We start from the raw sequence: 15846 nt of genomic DNA, 5'->3' as shown, positions 1-15846 counted from the left end.
GGCCGGATTCCCCCGCACGGAGGGGCCGAGCAGGGTCGCGGAGGGCTGTCCATAGCCCGTCCGTGCCTGTTTCGTTGCCACTTTGATCACACCGGAGGGCCCCGCGCGATCGAACCGACAAACCGTCGCTACGATGGCCGGGGCCGGTGGACCGTACCCGGCCGGGTCAGACCGACAGTCAAGCCGGCCGACCCCAATCCCCGCTCCCGGAGGGTTCTTCCGTGCCGGCTGGAACGCTGTACCGCGGCCGGGAAGGCATGTGGTCCTGGGTGGCTCATCGAGTCACCGGTGTCCTCATTTTCTTCTTCCTGTTCGTTCATGTCCTGGACACCGCCCTCGTCCGCGTCTCCCCCGAGGCCTACGACGACGTCGTGTCCACGTACAAGACGCCGATCGTCGCGCTGCTCGAATACGGCCTGGTGGCCGCGATTCTCTTCCACGCGCTGAACGGTCTGCGCATCGTCGCCGTGGACTTCTGGGCCAAGGGCCCGCGCGTTCAGAAGCAGATGCTCTGGGTCGTGCTGGGCATCTGGATCGTGCTGATGCTGGGTGCCCTGTACCCCGTGCTCGGCCACGCCGTACGCGAACTCTTCGGGAGCTGAGGCCCATGTCCACCGAGACTTCCGCGATCGGCGCCGTCGAAGGCGTTTCCTTGTACGACGTCGACAACCCGGCCCCCGTCATCGAGCCGCCGCGCAAGCGGACCGGCAAGACCCCCAAGGGCTCGCGCACCAACTTCGAGATGTACGCCTGGCTCTTCATGCGCCTGTCGGGCATCGTGCTGGTCGTCCTCGTCCTCGGCCACCTGCTGATCCAGCTGGTGCTGGACGGCGGCGTGTCCAAGATCGGCTTCGCCTTCGTGGCGGGCCGCTGGGCCTCGCCGTTCTGGCAGGTCTGGGACCTGGCGATGCTGTGGCTCGCCATGCTGCACGGCGCCAACGGTCTGCGTACGGTCATCAACGACTACGCCGAACGGGACAACACCCGCTTCTGGCTGAAGATGCTGCTGTACACCGCCACGGTGTTCACCGTCCTGCTGGGCACGCTGGTGATCTTCACCTTCGACCCGAACATCCGCTAGGCGCCGGGCCCGAAGGACCAGAGGTAAACCATGCAGATCCACACGTACGACACCGTCATCGTCGGCGCCGGCGGCGCCGGCATGCGCGCGGCCATCGAGTCGACCAAGCGCAGCCGCACCGCCGTGCTGACCAAGCTCTACCCCACCCGCTCCCACACGGGCGCCGCGCAGGGCGGCATGGCCGCCGCGCTGGCCAACGTGGAGGAGGACAACTGGGAGTGGCACACCTTCGACACGATCAAGGGCGGTGACTACCTGGTCGACCAGGACGCCGCCGAGATCCTGGCGAAGGAGGCCATCGACGCCGTTCTCGACCTGGAGAAGATGGGCCTGCCGTTCGGCCGCACGCCCGAGGGCAAGATCGACCAGCGTCGCTTCGGCGGTCACTCCCGCAACCACGGCGAGGCCCCGGTCCGCCGCGCGTGCTACTCGGGCGACCGCACCGGCCACATGATCCTCCAGACGCTCTACCAGAACTGCGTCAAGGAGGGCGTGGAGTTCTTCAACGAGTTCTACGTCCTGGACCAGCTGGTGGTCGAGGAGGACGGCGTCAAGAAGTCCGCCGGCGTCGTCGCCTACGAGCTGGCCACCGGTGAGATCCACGTCTTCCGCGCGAAGGCGGTCATCTACGCCTCCGGCGGCACCGGCAAGTTCTTCAAGGTGACGTCGAACGCGCACACCCTGACCGGTGACGGCCAGGCCGCCTGCTACCGCCGGGGTCTGCCGCTGGAGGACATGGAGTTCTTCCAGTTCCACCCGACCGGCATCTGGCGCATGGGCATCCTGCTGACGGAGGGCGCCCGCGGTGAGGGCGGCATCCTCCGCAACAAGGACGGCGAGCGCTTCATGGAGAAGTACGCGCCCGTCATGAAGGACCTCGCGTCCCGTGACGTCGTGTCCCGCTCCATCTACACGGAGATCCGCGAGGGCCGCGGCTGCGGTCCCGAGGGCGACCACGTCTACCTCGACCTGACGCACCTCCCGCCGGAGCAGCTGGACGCCAAGCTCCCGGACATCACCGAGTTCGCGCGTACGTACCTCGGCATCGAGCCCTACACGGACCCGATCCCGATCCAGCCGACCGCGCACTACGCCATGGGCGGCATCCCGACCAACGTCGAGGGCGAGGTGCTGGCCGACAACACCACCGTCGTCCCGGGCCTGTACGCCGCCGGCGAGGTCGCCTGTGTGTCGGTGCACGGCGCCAACCGCCTCGGCACCAACTCGCTGCTCGACATCAACGTCTTCGGACGCCGCGCGGGCATCGCCGCCGCCGAGTACTCCGCGAAGAGCGACCTCCCCGAGCTTCCCGAGGACCCGGCGCAGCAGGTCATCGACCAGGTCGAGCGGCTGCGCAACTCCACGGGCACCGAGCGGGTCGCTGCGATCCGCCAGGAGCTCCAGGAGTGCATGGACGCCAACGTGATGGTGTTCCGCACCGAGCAGACGATCAAGACCGCGGTCGACAAGATCGCGGAGCTGCGCAAGCGCTACCTGGACGTCTCCGTCCAGGACAAGGGCAAGCGGTTCAACACCGACCTGCTGGAGGCCATCGAGCTGGGCAACCTGCTCGACCTGGCCGAGGTCATGGCGACGTCGGCGCTGGCGCGCAAGGAGTCCCGCGGCGGTCACTACCGCGAGGACTACCCGAACCGCGACGACGTCAACTTCATGCGCCACACCATGGCGTACCGCGAGGTCGCCGAGGACGGCACCGAGTCGATCCGGCTGGACTACAAGCCGGTCGTCACGACCCGCTACCAGCCGATGGAGCGTAAGTACTGATGGCTACACCCACCCTGGACAAGGCCGACAAGGCTCCCGAGCCCGAGGCCGGCTTCGCCGACTCGCCGTACATCACGGCCACGTTCCGCATCCGGCGGTTCAACCCGGAGGTCTCCGACGAGGCCCAGTGGCAGGACTTCCAGATCGAGATCGACCCGAAGGAGCGTGTCCTCGACGCCCTTCACAAGATCAAGTGGGACCAGGACGGGACGCTCACGTTCCGCCGGTCCTGCGCGCACGGCATCTGCGGTTCGGACGCCATGCGGATCAACGGCAAGAACAGGCTCGCCTGCAAGACGCTGATCAAGGACCTGAGTCCGGAGAAGCCGATCACGATCGAGGCCATCAAGGGCCTCACGGTCCTCAAGGACCTCGTGGTCGACATGGACCCGTTCTTCCAGGCGTACCGCGACGTCATGCCCTTCCTCATCACCAAGGGGAACGAGCCGACCCGCGAGCGTCTGCAGTCCCCCGAGGACCGCGAGCGCTTCGACGACACCACCAAGTGCATCCTGTGCGCCGCGTGCACGTCCTCGTGCCCGGTGTTCTGGAACGACGGCCAGTACTTCGGCCCGGCGGCGATCGTCAACGCGCACCGCTTCATCTTCGACTCGCGCGACGAGGGCGGCGAGCAGCGCCTGGAGATCCTCAACGACCGTGACGGTGTGTGGCGTTGCCGCACCACCTTCAACTGCACGGACGCCTGCCCGCGTGGCATCGAGGTCACCAAGGCGATCCAGGAGGTCAAGCGCGCGCTGATCACGCGTCGCTTCTGATCCCCCCGCGCCTGTGAAGAGGCCCGGTCCCCTTCGGGGGTCCGGGCCTCTTGCTGCGTCCCGGCGGCCCGGACGGTACGGTCGTGCGGAACCGGTGGTCGGTTCACCCACCGCCGCCACGGGGGTGCGCGGGGAGAGCGAGAGCGGGGAACGTTGAGCGATCCGAATCCGTACGCGGACGACTCATCCAAGTGGGGGCCCTCCCAGCCGCCCGGAACACCTCCCGGGCCTCCGCCCGGCGTCCCGAACGGCCAGGGCTACGGCTACCCGTCGGGCGGCAATCCGGTCTACGGCTACCCGCAGCCGCTCTCCGGCCCGCCGTCGCAGCCGCCGGGCTACGGCTATCCGTCGCAGCAGCCCCCGGGATACGGATATCCGGGCGCGGCTCCGGCGGGCGGCGGGGCGCCGGTGCTGTCCATCGGGGACATCACGGTGATGAGCGATTCGATCGTGACGCCGTCCGGGACGATGCCCCTGAGGGGCGCGGTGTGGACGGCGACGGACATGTCGCGCACCGAGGAGAAGATCCCGCCGGTCGCGATCGTGCTGGCGATCATCTTCGCCCTGTTCTGCCTGATCGGCCTGCTGTTCCTGCTGATGAAGCAGAAGCGGACGACCGGTTTCGTCCAGGTGACGGTGACCAGTGCGGGCCGCCACCACTCCACGATGATCCCGGCCTATCAGCCGGAGACCTTCCCGATGGTGATGTCCCAGGTCAACACCGCCCGCTCGATGAGCGTCTGAGGGCGGACACCCGATGGCCGTCCTGCGGCACTCCGTCACCGTCCTGGCCGTGGAGCGCCCCCTCGTCGCCGAACTCGCCCCGCTCCTCTGGGACCTGGCCGAGTCGACCCGGGCCGAGGGCGCGACCGTCGTCACGCCGGACGGCCAACCCGTCGAGGACCTAAGGCTGCTGAAGGGGCGTCACCTCCGGGCCGGGGCGCTGTACGAGGTCGGCCGGGCGGACGACGGTGAGCGGATGGCGGTCCGCATACGGGAGTGGCGGCGCGCCTCCGCGGTCGAGGTGGAGCAGCGGCTGAGCGCCCCGGACCTGAACGCCAAGGTGTCCCTGCGGCTGACCGCGCCCGACCGGCCCCGGCTCATCGAGGGGCGGGGCCGGATGTGGGGGCCGGACGGCTCGGGTGTGCTGCGGCGCGGGTCGGGGCGGGCGCGGGCCGACCTGGCCGCGTGGTGGGACGCGGCGGCGCTGCCGCCCGGTGCGCCGCCCGCCCCGCGCGCGCCGGTGACCGTGCGGCTGAAGCACCTGCTGGGTGAGGCGCGGCTGCACCTGCGGCCCCGGCGCGCGGAGGACGGGCGCTGGGCGGTCGAGGCGGTGGCCACGGTGCGCGGGCGGTGGCTGCTGCGCCCGGTCGCCGCCGTCGCGCTGCTGCTGGCCGGGGGTCCGCTGCGGCGGGGCTTCCGGGACGCGGTGGAGCGGGCGGCGGAGGGGTGGAACGAGGCGGTGGCCCGGCTGCTGGAACTCGGCCCGGACGGGGTGCGGGAGGAGCTGGGCCTCACAGCGGAGGACTGAGTCAGTCCCAGGCCGCCCCGCCCCGGTCCTCCGCGACGACCATGATGCGCCGCAGCATGTCGTTGAGCAGCGCCCGCTCGTCCGCGTCCAGGACGCCGAGCAGCCGTTCCTCCTCGTGCCCGAGGAAGGCCATCGCGCCGAGCCAGGTCGACCGGCCCTCGTCCGTCAGCACCACGTCGACGCGGCGCCGGTCCGTGGTGGACGGGGTGCGCCGGACGAAACCGCGGCGCTCGACCGCGTCCAGCCGGCCGGTGACGGACGCGGGGGCGAGGTCGAGGTCGGCGGCCAGTTCGGACGGGGCCGCGGTGCCGCCGCGTCCGGCGAGCTTGTGCAGGGTGTCGAACTCCTGCCGGTCCAGGTCGAAGTCGATGAGGGACTGCTCGCGCACCCGGCGCAGATGGACGGAGAGCTTCTTCATCCGGGTCACCGCACCCTCGACATCCGCGTCGAGCTCGGGAAGCACGGGTCTCCAGCGCTCCACGTGGCCGTCGGTCCAGTCGCGTTGCTCCATGGCGCTCAGCCTACGCGGGCGCCTCCGGCGGGCGGGGCCCTCCGGCGGCCGGGCACCTCCGGCGGGCGGGGTCCTTCGGAACCGTAATTCTCGTTGACGGATACTTCGGTACCGAAATAGATTTCCGCCCATGGTCACTCCCGCGCCGCCCACGGCGCACCCCTTAAGAACACGCTCGTTCCGGCTGCTCTTCATCGGGCGCTCGCTCTCGATGCTGGGCGACTCCGCGATCCCCGCCGCGCTCACCCTCGCCGTCTATCTGGCCACCGGCTCGACCGGCGATCTCGCCCTGGTGCTGGGTTGCGCGATGGTGCCCAAGCTGCTGCTGCTCCCGCTGGGCGGGGTCGTGGGCGACCGCTTCAACGCCCGCACGGTGGCCCTGACCACCGACCTCGTGCGGTGCGCGACCCAGCTCTTCGTCGGCGCCGAGCTCCTCTCCGGCACCCCGGCCCTCTGGCAGATCGCCCTCGCCGAGGCGGTTGGCGGCGCGGCCGGAGCCTTCGCGATGCCGACCTCGTCGCCGCTGGTCCGGGGCACCGTGGACGAGTCGGGGCTGCTGCGCGCCAACTCGCTGATGGCGGTGGCCTCCGGGACCGCGCGGATCGGTGGGCCCGCCGTCGCCGGGGCCCTGATCTTCACCGCCGGACCGGGCTGGGCCTTCGTGCTGGACGGCGCCAGCTTCGCGGTGAGCGCCGCCCTGCTGTACGTGATCCGGGTCCGCCATGTCCCCATCCCCCGGCGCTCGTTGCTCGGCGACCTCAAGGGCGGCTGGACCGAGGTCCGCAGCCGCGACTGGTACTGGACGAGCCTGATCGCGCACGCCGTCTGGAACGGGGCGGCGGCCGTGCTGACCACGCTCGGCCCGGCCCTCTTCCTGCACGGCCCGGGCGGCAAGGGGAGCTGGGTCGTCCTGCTCCAGACCGGTGCGGTGGGCCTGCTCGTCGGCTCGCTGGTGGCCGGCCGCGTCCGGCCCCGCCGGGCGGTCCTGGCCGCCAATCTCGCCGGGGCGCTGTACGTGCTGCCGCTCTGCCTGCTGGCCGCGCACGCCCCGGTGGCCGTCTCGCTCACCGCGTACGGGATCGCCATGGCCGGTCTGGGATTCCTCAACCCGGTCTGGGAGACCGCCGTCCAGTCCGCGGTGCCCCCGCAGGCCCTGGCCCGCGTGACCTCGTACGACTGGCTGCTCTCGCTGGCCGCGATGCCGCTCGGCTACACCCTCGCCCCGCTCGCCGCCTCCGCCTGGAACACGGAGGTCCCGCTCGCCGCGGCCGGGCTGCTGGCCGGTGCCGCCTGCGCGGCCACCGCCCTGGTGCCGGGCGTACGGCGCTTCGGGGCGCCCGCCGCCGGTGGCGCGGCCCGGGAGGCCGGGGCGCCTGCGGGGACGACGCCCGCGGCGGGGTAGCGGGCACGGCCCGGATACGCTCGGGGCCGTGGTGAAGGAAGAGAAGGACGAGAAGGCCGTCAAGGCCCCCCGGAGCGAGCAGACCCGTGCGCTGATCCTCGAAACCGCGCTCCGGCTCTTCCAGGAGAGAGGCTACGACCGGACGACGATGCGGGCCATCGCCCAGGAGGCGGGCGTCTCCGTGGGGAACGCCTACTACTACTTCTCGTCCAAGGAGCACCTGGTCCAGGGCTTCTACGACCGGCTGGCCGCCGAGCACGCGGAGGCGGTGCGGCCGGTCCTGGACGGCGAGAAGGATCTCGCGGCGCGGCTGCGCGGGGTGCTGCTGGCCTGGCTGGACGTGGCGGAGCCGTACCGCCCCTTCGCCACGCAGTTCTTCAAGAACGCGGCCGATCCGGAGAGCCCGCTCAGCCCGTTCTCGCCGGAGTCGGTCACCGCGCGCGAGGCGGTCATCGCCATCCACGAACGCTGCCTGACCGGCTCCACCACCCGGACGGACCCCGAACTGACCCCGCTGCTGCCGCAGTTGATGTGGCTCGCACATATGGGCCTGGTGCTGTTCTGGGTGTACGACCGGACGGACGGCGCCGCCCGCAGCCGCCGCCTGGTCACCCGTACGGTCCCGATCGCGGCCCGCGCCCTGGCCCTGTCCCGGTTCCGGGTGGTGCGGCCGCTGGTGCGCCAAGTGGCCGAGGTGCTGGAGGAGTTCCTGCCGGAAACGACGGCGCGGGCGGCCGGACCGGTGAAGTCCTAGCCGCCCGCGTCCCGGTCGTGGACCGGATCAGATCCAGCCGAGCTCCCACAGGCGCCACACGCCCGTGCCGTCGGAGAGGTACTGCGAGCCGGAGACGTCCGCCTTGGCGATGACGTAGTCCTTCTTCTGCCACAGCGGCACCAGCGGCACGTCCTCGCCGACCAGCTTCTGGAGCTCCTTGAAGTCGTTCGAGGCCCGGCTGCGGTCGCTGTACTGCAGCGTGGCGCTGATCAGCTCGTCCATCTTCTTGCTGGTGTAGCCGTTGTGGAGGCTGCTGTCGCGGCCGACGAGCGGCTGGCTGAAGGTGTCGGGGTCCGGGTAGTCGGGGAGCCAGCCGACGGTGTACATGTCGTACTCGCCCTGCGCGTAGCCCTTCTGGAACCGGGTCCACTCGACGGCCTTGATGGTGACCTTGAAGAGCCCGGTGGCGTTCAGCTGCCGCTGGATCTCCTTGGTCTCGTCGGTGTACTGGTCGCCCTCGCGGTAGGCGAAGGTGACGGCCAGCGGCGTCTGGACGCCGGCCTGCTCCATGAGCGCCTTCGCGCGCTTGGCGTCCGGCGAGGGGTAGGCGTCGAAGAACGGGGTGCTGTGCCCGATGGTGCCCTGCGGGATCAGCGAGTAGAGCGGTTCGACGGTGCCCTTGTAGACCTTGCTCACCAGCGGGCCGCGGTCGATGACCGCCGCGATGGCCTGGCGGACCTTGCGGTCGGCGAGCGGGGCGCCCTTGCGGACGTTGAAGACGAGGTTGCGGATCTCGGCGCTGTCCGCCTCGGTAACGCGCTGGTCGCTGTCGCCCGGGTTCAGCGAGGCGAGCGTGGACGGCGGCAGCTGACGGTGCGTGACGTCGACCTGGCCGGACTTCCATGCCGAGAGGAGGTCTTCGGACTCCTTGTAGTACCGCACGGTGATCGGGCCGCCGGTCTTGGTGACCGCGCCCTTGTACCGCGAGTTCGGCACGAGTTCGGCCTTCACACCGGCGTCGTAGGACTTCAGGACGTACGGCCCCGAGCCCGTCACCTGGCCGTCGTTGCGCAGCTTGTGCTCCGCGTAGGCGTCCTTCTCCACGATGGCGCCGGCGCCCGTGGCGATCTTCTGCGGGAAGGTCGCGTCACGCGAGGAGAGGTTGAAGGTGATGAGCCGGCCCTCGGTGACCACGTTCTTCAGGCTGGGGAAGAGGACCGACGGACCGACGTCCGTCTTGATCTCCAGCATCCGGTCGAACGAGTACTTGACGTCCTCGGGGGTGACCTTGTCGCCGTTGGAGAACGTCAGGTCGTCGCGGAGCTTGCACTGGTACGTCTGCAGCTTGGCTCCGATGAACTGGCAGCTCTCGGCCGCGTCCGGCTCGGGGACGATGCCCCCGGACTTGAACGTCATCAGGGACTGGTAGACGTTGCTGTACATCGCCCAGGAACCGGCGTCATAGGCGCCCGCCGGGTCGAGCGAGGTCACCGCGTCGGTCGTGCCGACAACGACCGGATCGGAGTTCCCCTCGTCCGAGGGAAGCAGTTGCCAGGCGACCACGCCTGCGATGACCAATACCGCGAAAATCGCGAGAATCCGTAGCCGGATCGACCGCATTGACGTGCTCTCCCTTAACTGCCCCACCTCGGTGTCGCGCTCAGATACGCAGATCACCGCACGTTCGCGCCAAGCAAATCACACGATTTTCACATCTGGAAGGGGAGATCAGAGGCTCATAGCCAATTGTTTGTCAGTCGAAACCTTTGACGCTTACGCCGAATACAGAGGGTTTCCGGACGGTCACCCGTTCCGCCATTTCGCGTGCGTACGAGGGTGATTACGCCTGCCGTGAGGCGAGCTCGACCACGGTGATGTCGGACGGCGCGCCGACCCGCACGGGCGGCCCCCAGGCCCCGGCGCCCCGGGTGACGTAGAGCTGGGTGTCGCCGTAGCGTTCGAGCCCGGCGACGGTCGGGTTGGACAGCTCCGCGATGTAGTTGCCCGGCCACAGCTGGCCGCCGTGGGTGTGCCCGGACAGTTGCAGGTCCACGCCGTGCTCGACGGCCTCGTCGATGACCACGGGCTGGTGCGCCATGAGCACGACCGCCCGGGCCGGGTCGCGGTCGCCGAGGGCGCGGGCGAAATCCGGGCCCTGCCCTTCGCTCTCGCCGCCGATGTCATTGACCCCGGCCAGATCGAAACCGCCGGTCTCCACCCGGGCGTTCTCCAGCGGGTGCAGCCCCAATTCCCTTACATGATCAACCCATTGGGCCGCGCCGGAGTAGTACTCGTGATTGCCGGTGACAAAGAACGCGCCGTGCCGGGCACGGAGCCCTGCGAGCGGTTCGGCGGCCGGGCCGAGATCGGCGACCGATCCGTCGACCAGATCACCGACGACCGCGATGAGATCGGGCTGGGTCCGGTTGACCGTGTCCACGATCCGTTGCGTATGGGAGCGGCCCAGGATCGGGCCCAGGTGAATATCGCTGACGACGGCGATGCGGAACCCGTGCGCGGACCGCGGCAGCCGGGCGAGCGGCACGGTGACCCGCTTCACCCGGGGCCCGCGCAGCACCCCGTACGTCCCGTACCCCACGGTCCCGAGCCCGGCGACGGCGGCGGCGCCCCCGACCGCCCGCGCCACGAACAGCCGCCGCGACGGGGCGGGCAGGGACGGCGCGGCGGGTTCCGCTTCGGGCGCGGGCCCGGCCTCCGGCGCCGACGCCGGTACGGGGACGGGCGCGGCCTCCCGTACCGGCGCGGGTTCCGGTACGGACACCGCACCGGCCGCCGCCCGGCGCGCGAGCCACCGGCGCAGCAGGGGGCGTACGGCCTCGCCGACGAGCAGGGCGAGCGTCAGATAGAGCAGCGCGGCGAGCCAGAGGTAGCCCGGCCAGGCCAGCACCCGCTGGACCGCGAAGGGCGCGCCCGCGGGCCCGGCGACCAGGGCGCCGACGCTGAGCAGCGGCAGCGCGTACGCGGCGATCGTGCCGGCTCTGCGCCACGGGCTGCCCTGGCGCGTCGTGTCACCGACGAGCCGGCGCCACACATAGCGGTGCACGGCCACGAGCAGGGCGAGCACCACGAGCACCGCCAGCACGGCTCCCACAACCCGCATGCCCGCTCCCCCGCCCCTTTTATCCCGGTAACGCCCGACTCAAGCCCCGGCCGGGACCCGTGGTTTCAAGCCTTTTCGGTGCGCAGGGCCCTGACGCCCCGGAACCCGATCCACCCGACGGCCGTCCCCAGAAGAAAGGACGTGATGGCGAGCAGCAGATGCACCCAGAAGTACGCGGTCGGGTCACCGGCGTCGTCGAAGGCGAGGCCGCTGCCGTCCTTCCAGAGATTTTTAGCGAAGGTGACCCAGATGATCCACGACCACACCCCGAAGGCGAGCAGGAACCAGGAGACCGGGCGGCTGAGCTTCATGGATTCAGTATCGCCGCCGCGCTCCGGGCGGCTCGGGCGGGGTGGTCCGTCCCGGCGGTCCGCCCGGCGGGTCACGCGGCCAGTACATATATTCACATCAACTGCATGTACGTTTTCGACCGTGCCAGCTCTCAAGAAGGCCGCGTTGGCGGTCACCTCTGCCGCCCTGCTGTCCGCTTTTGTCGTCACGCCCGCCTCAGCGGCCGACGGGGACGATGACGCTCCCAAGCCTCCGGCGACCATGTCGCAGATCGGCGGCGCACAGCTGGGGCGGTCCGGCACCCAGGTCAACCTCGGACCCGGCGCGCCGGTGCTGCCCAAGAAGCTGACGGGCCGGTCGTGGATGGTCTCGGACGCGGAGACCGGCGAGGTGCTCGCCGCGCACAACGCGCACTGGCGGCTGCCCCCGGCGTCCACGCTGAAGATGCTCTTCGCGGACACGCTCCTCGCCGATCCGGCGCTCCTGCCGAAGACGCGGGAGTACACGGTGAAGGACGAGGACCTCGCCGGCATGGGCGAGGGCAGCAGCCTGGTCGGCATCAAGGAGGACCTCAGCTACACGGTGCACGACCTGTGGCTCGGGGTCTTCCTGCGCTCGGGGAACGACGCGGTGCACGTGCTGTCCTCGATGTACGGCGGGGTGCCGAAGACCGTCCAGGCCATGCAGGACCGCGCGGAGGAGCTCCAGGCGATCGACACGCACGTGGTGTCGCCCGACGGGTACGACGCGCCCGAGCAGGTCTCCAGCGCGTACGACCTCTCGCTCTTCGCCCGCGACGGGCTCCAGAACGCGGACTTCCGGGAGTACTGCTCGACCGCCGAGGCCCAGTTCCCCGGGGAGAAGAAGAAGGGCAAGAAGCGCGAGACCTTCGGCATCCAGAACACCAACCGGCTGCTCACCGGGGCCGACGGCGTGGACGCGTACAAGGGCATCGCGGGCGTCAAGAACGGCTACACCACGCACGCCGGCAACACCTTCACCGGTGTCGCCGAGCAGGGCGGCAAGGTCCTCCTCGTCACCGTCATGCACCCGGACGACGACGAGACGCATGCGGTGTACAAGGAGGCGGCCCGGCTCCTGGACTGGGGGTTCGCCGCGACCGGCAAGGTGACCCCGGTCGGTGAGCTGGTCGCGCCGAAGTCCGCGGTCACCGGCAACGGCACGGACACCGAGGGCGCGGGCAAGGGCGCCGAGGCGGACAAGGCCCAGGGCGAACACGGACCGGACAAGGCGGCGCGTGCGGCGGCCGCCACCGACGGCTCCGGCGGGGTCGGGATCGCGCTGGGCATCGTCGGCGGGGTGCTGGTGCTGCTGGCCGGCGGAGTGTTCCTGGTCAACCGGCGCTGGCCGCTGCCGGACCTGATGCGTCGTCGCCGCCCTCGCCCGTGACGCGCCGGGCGGCGAGCGTGGAGCCCCCCTCCGCGTCCGCCGCCCGCTCCTTCTCCTCGTCCTCCTCCTTGCTCGGCGTCGCCGTCCAGGCGGCGCAGAACAGCAGCAGCTTCGCCGAGAAGTTGATCCACAGCAGCAGCGCGATCGGCACCCCGAAGGCGCCGTACATGCTCTTGGACGCGACGCCCTTCATATAGCTGCCGAGCAGCAGCTTGAGCAGTTCGAACCCGACCGCGCCGACCAGTGCGGCCACCACCAGCCGGCGGCGCGGCGGTTCGACGCCGGGCAGCAGGGTCAGCAGATAGAGCAGCAGCAGGAAGTCTGCCGCCACGCCCACCAGCAGGGCGGCGATCCGCAGCAGCACCCCGCCCGCCCCGTTCTCGGGGATGTTGAGCAGGTCGGCGACCCGGCCCACGGCCACCGAGCCGACCGAGGAGATCGCGAAGGTCACCAGTGCCGCGCCGCCCAGGCCGAACAGCACCCCGGCGTCCTTGAGCTTGCGCAGGACCGGATTGCCCTCGTCCAGGTCGTCCATGTCCCAGACCGCGCGCAGGCAGTCCCGCATCGAGCCGATCCAGCCGATACCGGTGAAGAGCAGCAGCGCACCGGCCACCAGACCGATCGTTCCCGCGTGGGCGACCAGACCGTCGATGCCGAGCTGGTCGGAGATGCCGGGCACCTGCTCGGCGAGCTTGTCCTCGATCTTGTCCAGCTGCTTGTCGGTGAGCAGCGCGGCGCCGATCGCCGCGCCGACCGCGATCAGCGGGAAGAGCGCGAGGAAGCTGATGAACGTGATGGCCGCGGCCAGCCGGGCCCAGTGGACCCGCACCAGCGTCTCGTAACTGCGCCACGCGTGCGTCTCCATCAGCCGGGAGACGAGTGGCCCGATGACGGGGAGATTTTTCAGCCAGTCCATAGGTCACTGCTACCCCTCCGGCGCGTGAAAACCGAAGCCCGGTGCGAGGTGGAGGAGATGACGGACCCTCAATCACCCATTTCGGTGAGTGTTGTAACAAATCCCTCAAAGGTGTTATCCCGGGCGATACGGTCACCCTCATGTCTGTCGACACCGTGTCCCTGACCGGCTGGGGCCGCACCGCCCCGACGACCGCGCTGCGTTTCCGTCCCCGTAGTTACGAGGAGGCCGCGGCGACCGTGCTGGGCTGCGGGCCGCGCGGCTCGATCGCCCGGGGCCTGGGCCGGACGCACGGCGACGCGGCGCAGAACGCCGGGGGTTCGGTCCTCGACATGACGGCGCTGGACCGCGTCCGGACCATCGACGCGGCGGCCGGCCTGGTGGTCTGCGACGCGGGCACGACGCTACACCGGCTGCGCGAGGTGATGCTTCCGCTCGGCTGGTTCCCGCCGGTGGTGCCCGGCGGGCGTTACGTCACGGTGGGCGGTGCGATCGGCTCGGACGCGCACGGCGACAACCACCGCGCGGCCGGCTCCTTCTCCCGCCACGTCACGGAGTTCACGCTGCTCACCGCCGACGGCGAGGTGCGTACGGTGCTCCCGGGCACCCCGCTCTTCGACGCGACCGCGGGCGGCCTCGGCCTGACGGGCGTGATCCTCTCGGCCACGCTCCGGTTCCGGCCCGTGACCACGGCCCTGATGTCCGTCGACACCGAGCGGGCGGCCGGGCTCGACGACCTGCTGGGCCGGATGGCCCGCGGCCACCGCCCCTACGAGTACGCCCGGATCGACCTCACCGCCCGGGGCCGGGCCACCGGCCGCGGCGTCCTGGTGCGCGCGGACCACGTCCCGGTGCAGGCGCTCCCGGGACACGCCCGGCACACCGCGCTCGCCCTCGGTCGGGCGCGCCGCCCCGCCGCGCTGCCGCTGCTGCCCCGCCTCTTCGGCCGGCTGTCCGCCACCGCGCTCAACGAGTTCGGCTACCGCGCCGCGCCCCGGTCCCGCACCGGTGAACTCCAGCCCGTCGGCGCCTTCTTCCGCGCCCTGGACGCCCGGCCGCACAGCAACCGCGTCTCGCCCACCGGCGGCCGCATCCACTACGCGTTCCTGGTCGGGCACGGGCAGGAGGAGACGCTGCGCCGGATCGTCGGGCGCATCGCGCGCAGCCGCTGCCCCTCCTTCCGGGCGGTGCTCAGGCGGTGCGGCGAGGGCGGTCCGGGCTGGCTGTCCTTCCCGGCGCCCGGCTGGCACCTCTCCCTCGACCTGCCGGCCGGGCTGCCGGGGCTCGCCCGCTTCCTCGACTCGCTGGACGAGGAGGTGGCGGCGGCGGGTGGCCGGGTCTCCCTGACCGAGGACGCCCGGCTGCGCCCCGGCGCGCTCGCCGCGATGTACCCGCGGCTGCCCGACTTCCGGGCGCTGCGGGCCGAACTGGACCCGAACGGGGCGTTCCGCTCGGACCTGTCCCGCCGGCTGTCGCTGTAGATCCCCTCTTCTCTTCCCCCTGCAAGGAGCGTTCCCGTGAAGGATGCCTTCGGTGCCCCGCAGTCCCTGCTCGTCCTCGGCGGCACGTCGGAGATCGGGCTCGCCACCGCACGCCGCCTGATCGCCCACCGCACCCGCACGGTCTGGCTGGCCGGCCGCCCCTCGCCCGCCCTGGAGGCCGCGGCGGAGGACCTGCGCCACCTGGGGGCGTACGTCCAGACCGTGGCGTTCGACGCGTTGGACACCGAGTCCCACGAGACGGTCCTCGGCAAGGTCTTCGCCGAGGGCGACATCGACATGGTGCTGCTCGCCTTCGGCATCCCCGGCGACCAGGGGCGCGACGAGGAGGAACCGCTCGCGGCGGTCCGGGTGGCGCAGACGAACTACACCGGCGCGGTCTCCGCCGGGCTGGTGTGCGCGGGCGCGCTCCAGGCGCAGGGGCACGGTTCGCTGGTGGTGCTGTCCTCGGTGGCCGGTGAGCGGGCCCGGCGGGCGGACTTCATCTACGGGTCGAGCAAGGCGGGCCTGGACGTCTTCACGCAGGGCCTCGGCGACGCGCTGCACGGCACGGGGGTGCACGTGATGGTGGTGCGCCCGGGGCTCGTGGTGCCGGACGCGGCGGGGGTGCGGGAGGCCGGGGGTCCGCTGGCGACGATCCCGTTCACCCGGACGCCGCTGGTGACGACGCCGGGCGCGGTGGCGGACGCGATCGTGACCGGGCTGCGGAGGCGCCAGGAGACGGTGTGGGTGCCGGGGGCGCTGCGCGCGGTGATGTCCGCGCTGCGGCACGTGCCCCGGCCGCTGTTCCGGCGGCTGCCGGTCTGAC

At 71.1% G+C, this 15846-nt stretch carries 16 protein-coding genes; 11 read left to right on the top strand and 5 right to left on the bottom strand.

Annotation, left to right across the window (positions count from 1 at the left end; translation table 11 throughout):
* Positions 1–221 precede the first annotated feature (221 nt).
* The 6 genes from sdhC to OHS17_RS20885 all read left to right on the top strand — a co-directional run bounded on the left by sdhC (position 222) and on the right by OHS17_RS20885 (position 5173).
* Entirely contained in the window at positions 222–602 is a 381-nt protein-coding gene (gene sdhC / locus OHS17_RS20910) for a succinate dehydrogenase, cytochrome b556 subunit (protein WP_026171265.1), read from the top strand.
* Positions 603–607: 5 nt separating this feature from the next.
* Positions 608–1081, top strand: a complete 474-nt coding sequence (locus OHS17_RS20905) for a succinate dehydrogenase hydrophobic membrane anchor subunit (protein ID WP_018101094.1) — start codon at positions 608–610, stop codon at positions 1079–1081.
* Positions 1082–1111: 30 nt separating this feature from the next.
* Complete coding sequence (sdhA, locus tag OHS17_RS20900) at positions 1112–2866, top strand: succinate dehydrogenase flavoprotein subunit (protein WP_330313397.1); 1755 nt, start codon at positions 1112–1114, stop codon at positions 2864–2866.
* The gene (locus OHS17_RS20895; protein WP_018101096.1) at positions 2866–3642 is read left to right on the top strand and encodes a succinate dehydrogenase iron-sulfur subunit; all 777 of its coding nucleotides are present in this window, start codon (positions 2866–2868) and stop codon (positions 3640–3642) included. Before sdhA ends, OHS17_RS20895 begins: the two co-directional genes overlap by 1 nt.
* A 153-nt stretch (positions 3643–3795) precedes the next feature.
* Positions 3796–4386, top strand: a complete 591-nt coding sequence (locus OHS17_RS20890; RefSeq protein ID WP_330313396.1) for a hypothetical protein — start codon at positions 3796–3798, stop codon at positions 4384–4386.
* 13 nt (positions 4387–4399) lie between these two features.
* On the top strand, positions 4400–5173 hold the full coding sequence (locus tag OHS17_RS20885; protein ID WP_330313395.1) for a hypothetical protein: 774 nt from the start codon (positions 4400–4402) through the stop codon (positions 5171–5173).
* 1 nt (position 5174) lies between these two features.
* Here OHS17_RS20885 and OHS17_RS20880 read toward each other — a convergent pair whose 3' ends face one another.
* Positions 5175–5684: a MarR family winged helix-turn-helix transcriptional regulator gene (locus OHS17_RS20880; protein WP_073862704.1), complete on the bottom strand. Its 510-nt coding sequence runs from the start codon at positions 5682–5684 to the stop codon at positions 5175–5177.
* Positions 5685–5814: 130 nt separating this feature from the next.
* Here OHS17_RS20880 and OHS17_RS20875 point away from each other — a divergent pair, with 130 nt between their 5' ends.
* Together OHS17_RS20875 and OHS17_RS20870 are read left to right on the top strand one after the other, a co-directional pair.
* Complete coding sequence (locus OHS17_RS20875) at positions 5815–7086, top strand: MFS transporter (RefSeq protein WP_330313394.1); 1272 nt, start codon at positions 5815–5817, stop codon at positions 7084–7086.
* A 28-nt stretch (positions 7087–7114) separates the two neighbouring features.
* Positions 7115–7840 carry a TetR/AcrR family transcriptional regulator gene (locus OHS17_RS20870; RefSeq protein ID WP_330313393.1) on the top strand — a complete coding sequence of 242 codons (726 nt, stop codon included), beginning with the start codon at positions 7115–7117 and terminating at the stop codon, positions 7838–7840.
* A gap of 27 nt (positions 7841–7867) precedes the next feature.
* Here the strand turns inward: OHS17_RS20870 and OHS17_RS20865 are convergent, their stop codons facing one another.
* The 3 genes from OHS17_RS20865 to OHS17_RS20855 all read right to left on the bottom strand — a co-directional run bounded on the left by OHS17_RS20865 (position 7868) and on the right by OHS17_RS20855 (position 11233).
* Positions 7868–9421, bottom strand: coding sequence for an ABC transporter substrate-binding protein (locus OHS17_RS20865; RefSeq protein ID WP_330313392.1), 1554 nt, complete (start codon positions 9419–9421; stop codon positions 7868–7870).
* 220 nt (positions 9422–9641) lie between these two features.
* Entirely contained in the window at positions 9642–10922 is a 1281-nt protein-coding gene (locus OHS17_RS20860; RefSeq protein WP_330313391.1) for a metallophosphoesterase, read from the bottom strand.
* 65 nt (positions 10923–10987) lie between these two features.
* Positions 10988–11233 carry an SCO4848 family membrane protein gene (locus OHS17_RS20855; RefSeq protein ID WP_018101105.1) on the bottom strand — a complete coding sequence of 82 codons (246 nt, stop codon included), beginning with the start codon at positions 11231–11233 and terminating at the stop codon, positions 10988–10990.
* Between the two features lie 121 nt (positions 11234–11354).
* On the opposite strand from OHS17_RS20855, the gene OHS17_RS20850 reads away from it, so the two are divergent.
* Positions 11355–12623: a D-alanyl-D-alanine carboxypeptidase family protein gene (locus OHS17_RS20850; protein ID WP_330313390.1), complete on the top strand. Its 1269-nt coding sequence runs from the start codon at positions 11355–11357 to the stop codon at positions 12621–12623.
* Here the strand turns inward: OHS17_RS20850 and OHS17_RS20845 are convergent.
* A complete protein-coding gene (locus OHS17_RS20845) occupies positions 12568–13539 on the bottom strand; it encodes a YihY/virulence factor BrkB family protein (protein WP_330313389.1) in 972 nt (323 codons plus the stop codon). The two genes, OHS17_RS20850 and OHS17_RS20845, sit on opposite strands and share 56 nt — an antisense overlap.
* A 140-nt stretch (positions 13540–13679) precedes the next feature.
* Between OHS17_RS20845 and OHS17_RS20840 the strand changes: the two genes are divergently transcribed.
* Together OHS17_RS20840 and OHS17_RS20835 are read left to right on the top strand one after the other, a co-directional pair.
* Complete coding sequence (locus tag OHS17_RS20840) at positions 13680–15020, top strand: FAD-binding oxidoreductase (protein WP_330313388.1); 1341 nt, start codon at positions 13680–13682, stop codon at positions 15018–15020.
* A 36-nt stretch (positions 15021–15056) separates the two neighbouring features.
* The gene (locus OHS17_RS20835; RefSeq protein WP_330313387.1) at positions 15057–15845 is read left to right on the top strand and encodes a decaprenylphospho-beta-D-erythro-pentofuranosid-2-ulose 2-reductase; all 789 of its coding nucleotides are present in this window, start codon (positions 15057–15059) and stop codon (positions 15843–15845) included.
* The last annotated feature ends 1 nt before the right edge of the window (position 15846 follow it).

Origin of the sequence: Streptomyces sp. NBC_00523, from assembly GCF_036346615.1 — a bacterium.
Taxonomy (GTDB): domain Bacteria; phylum Actinomycetota; class Actinomycetes; order Streptomycetales; family Streptomycetaceae; genus Streptomyces.
The sequence above is the reverse complement of the archived record's forward strand: the minus strand, read 5'-3'. Positions and strand labels throughout refer to the sequence as shown.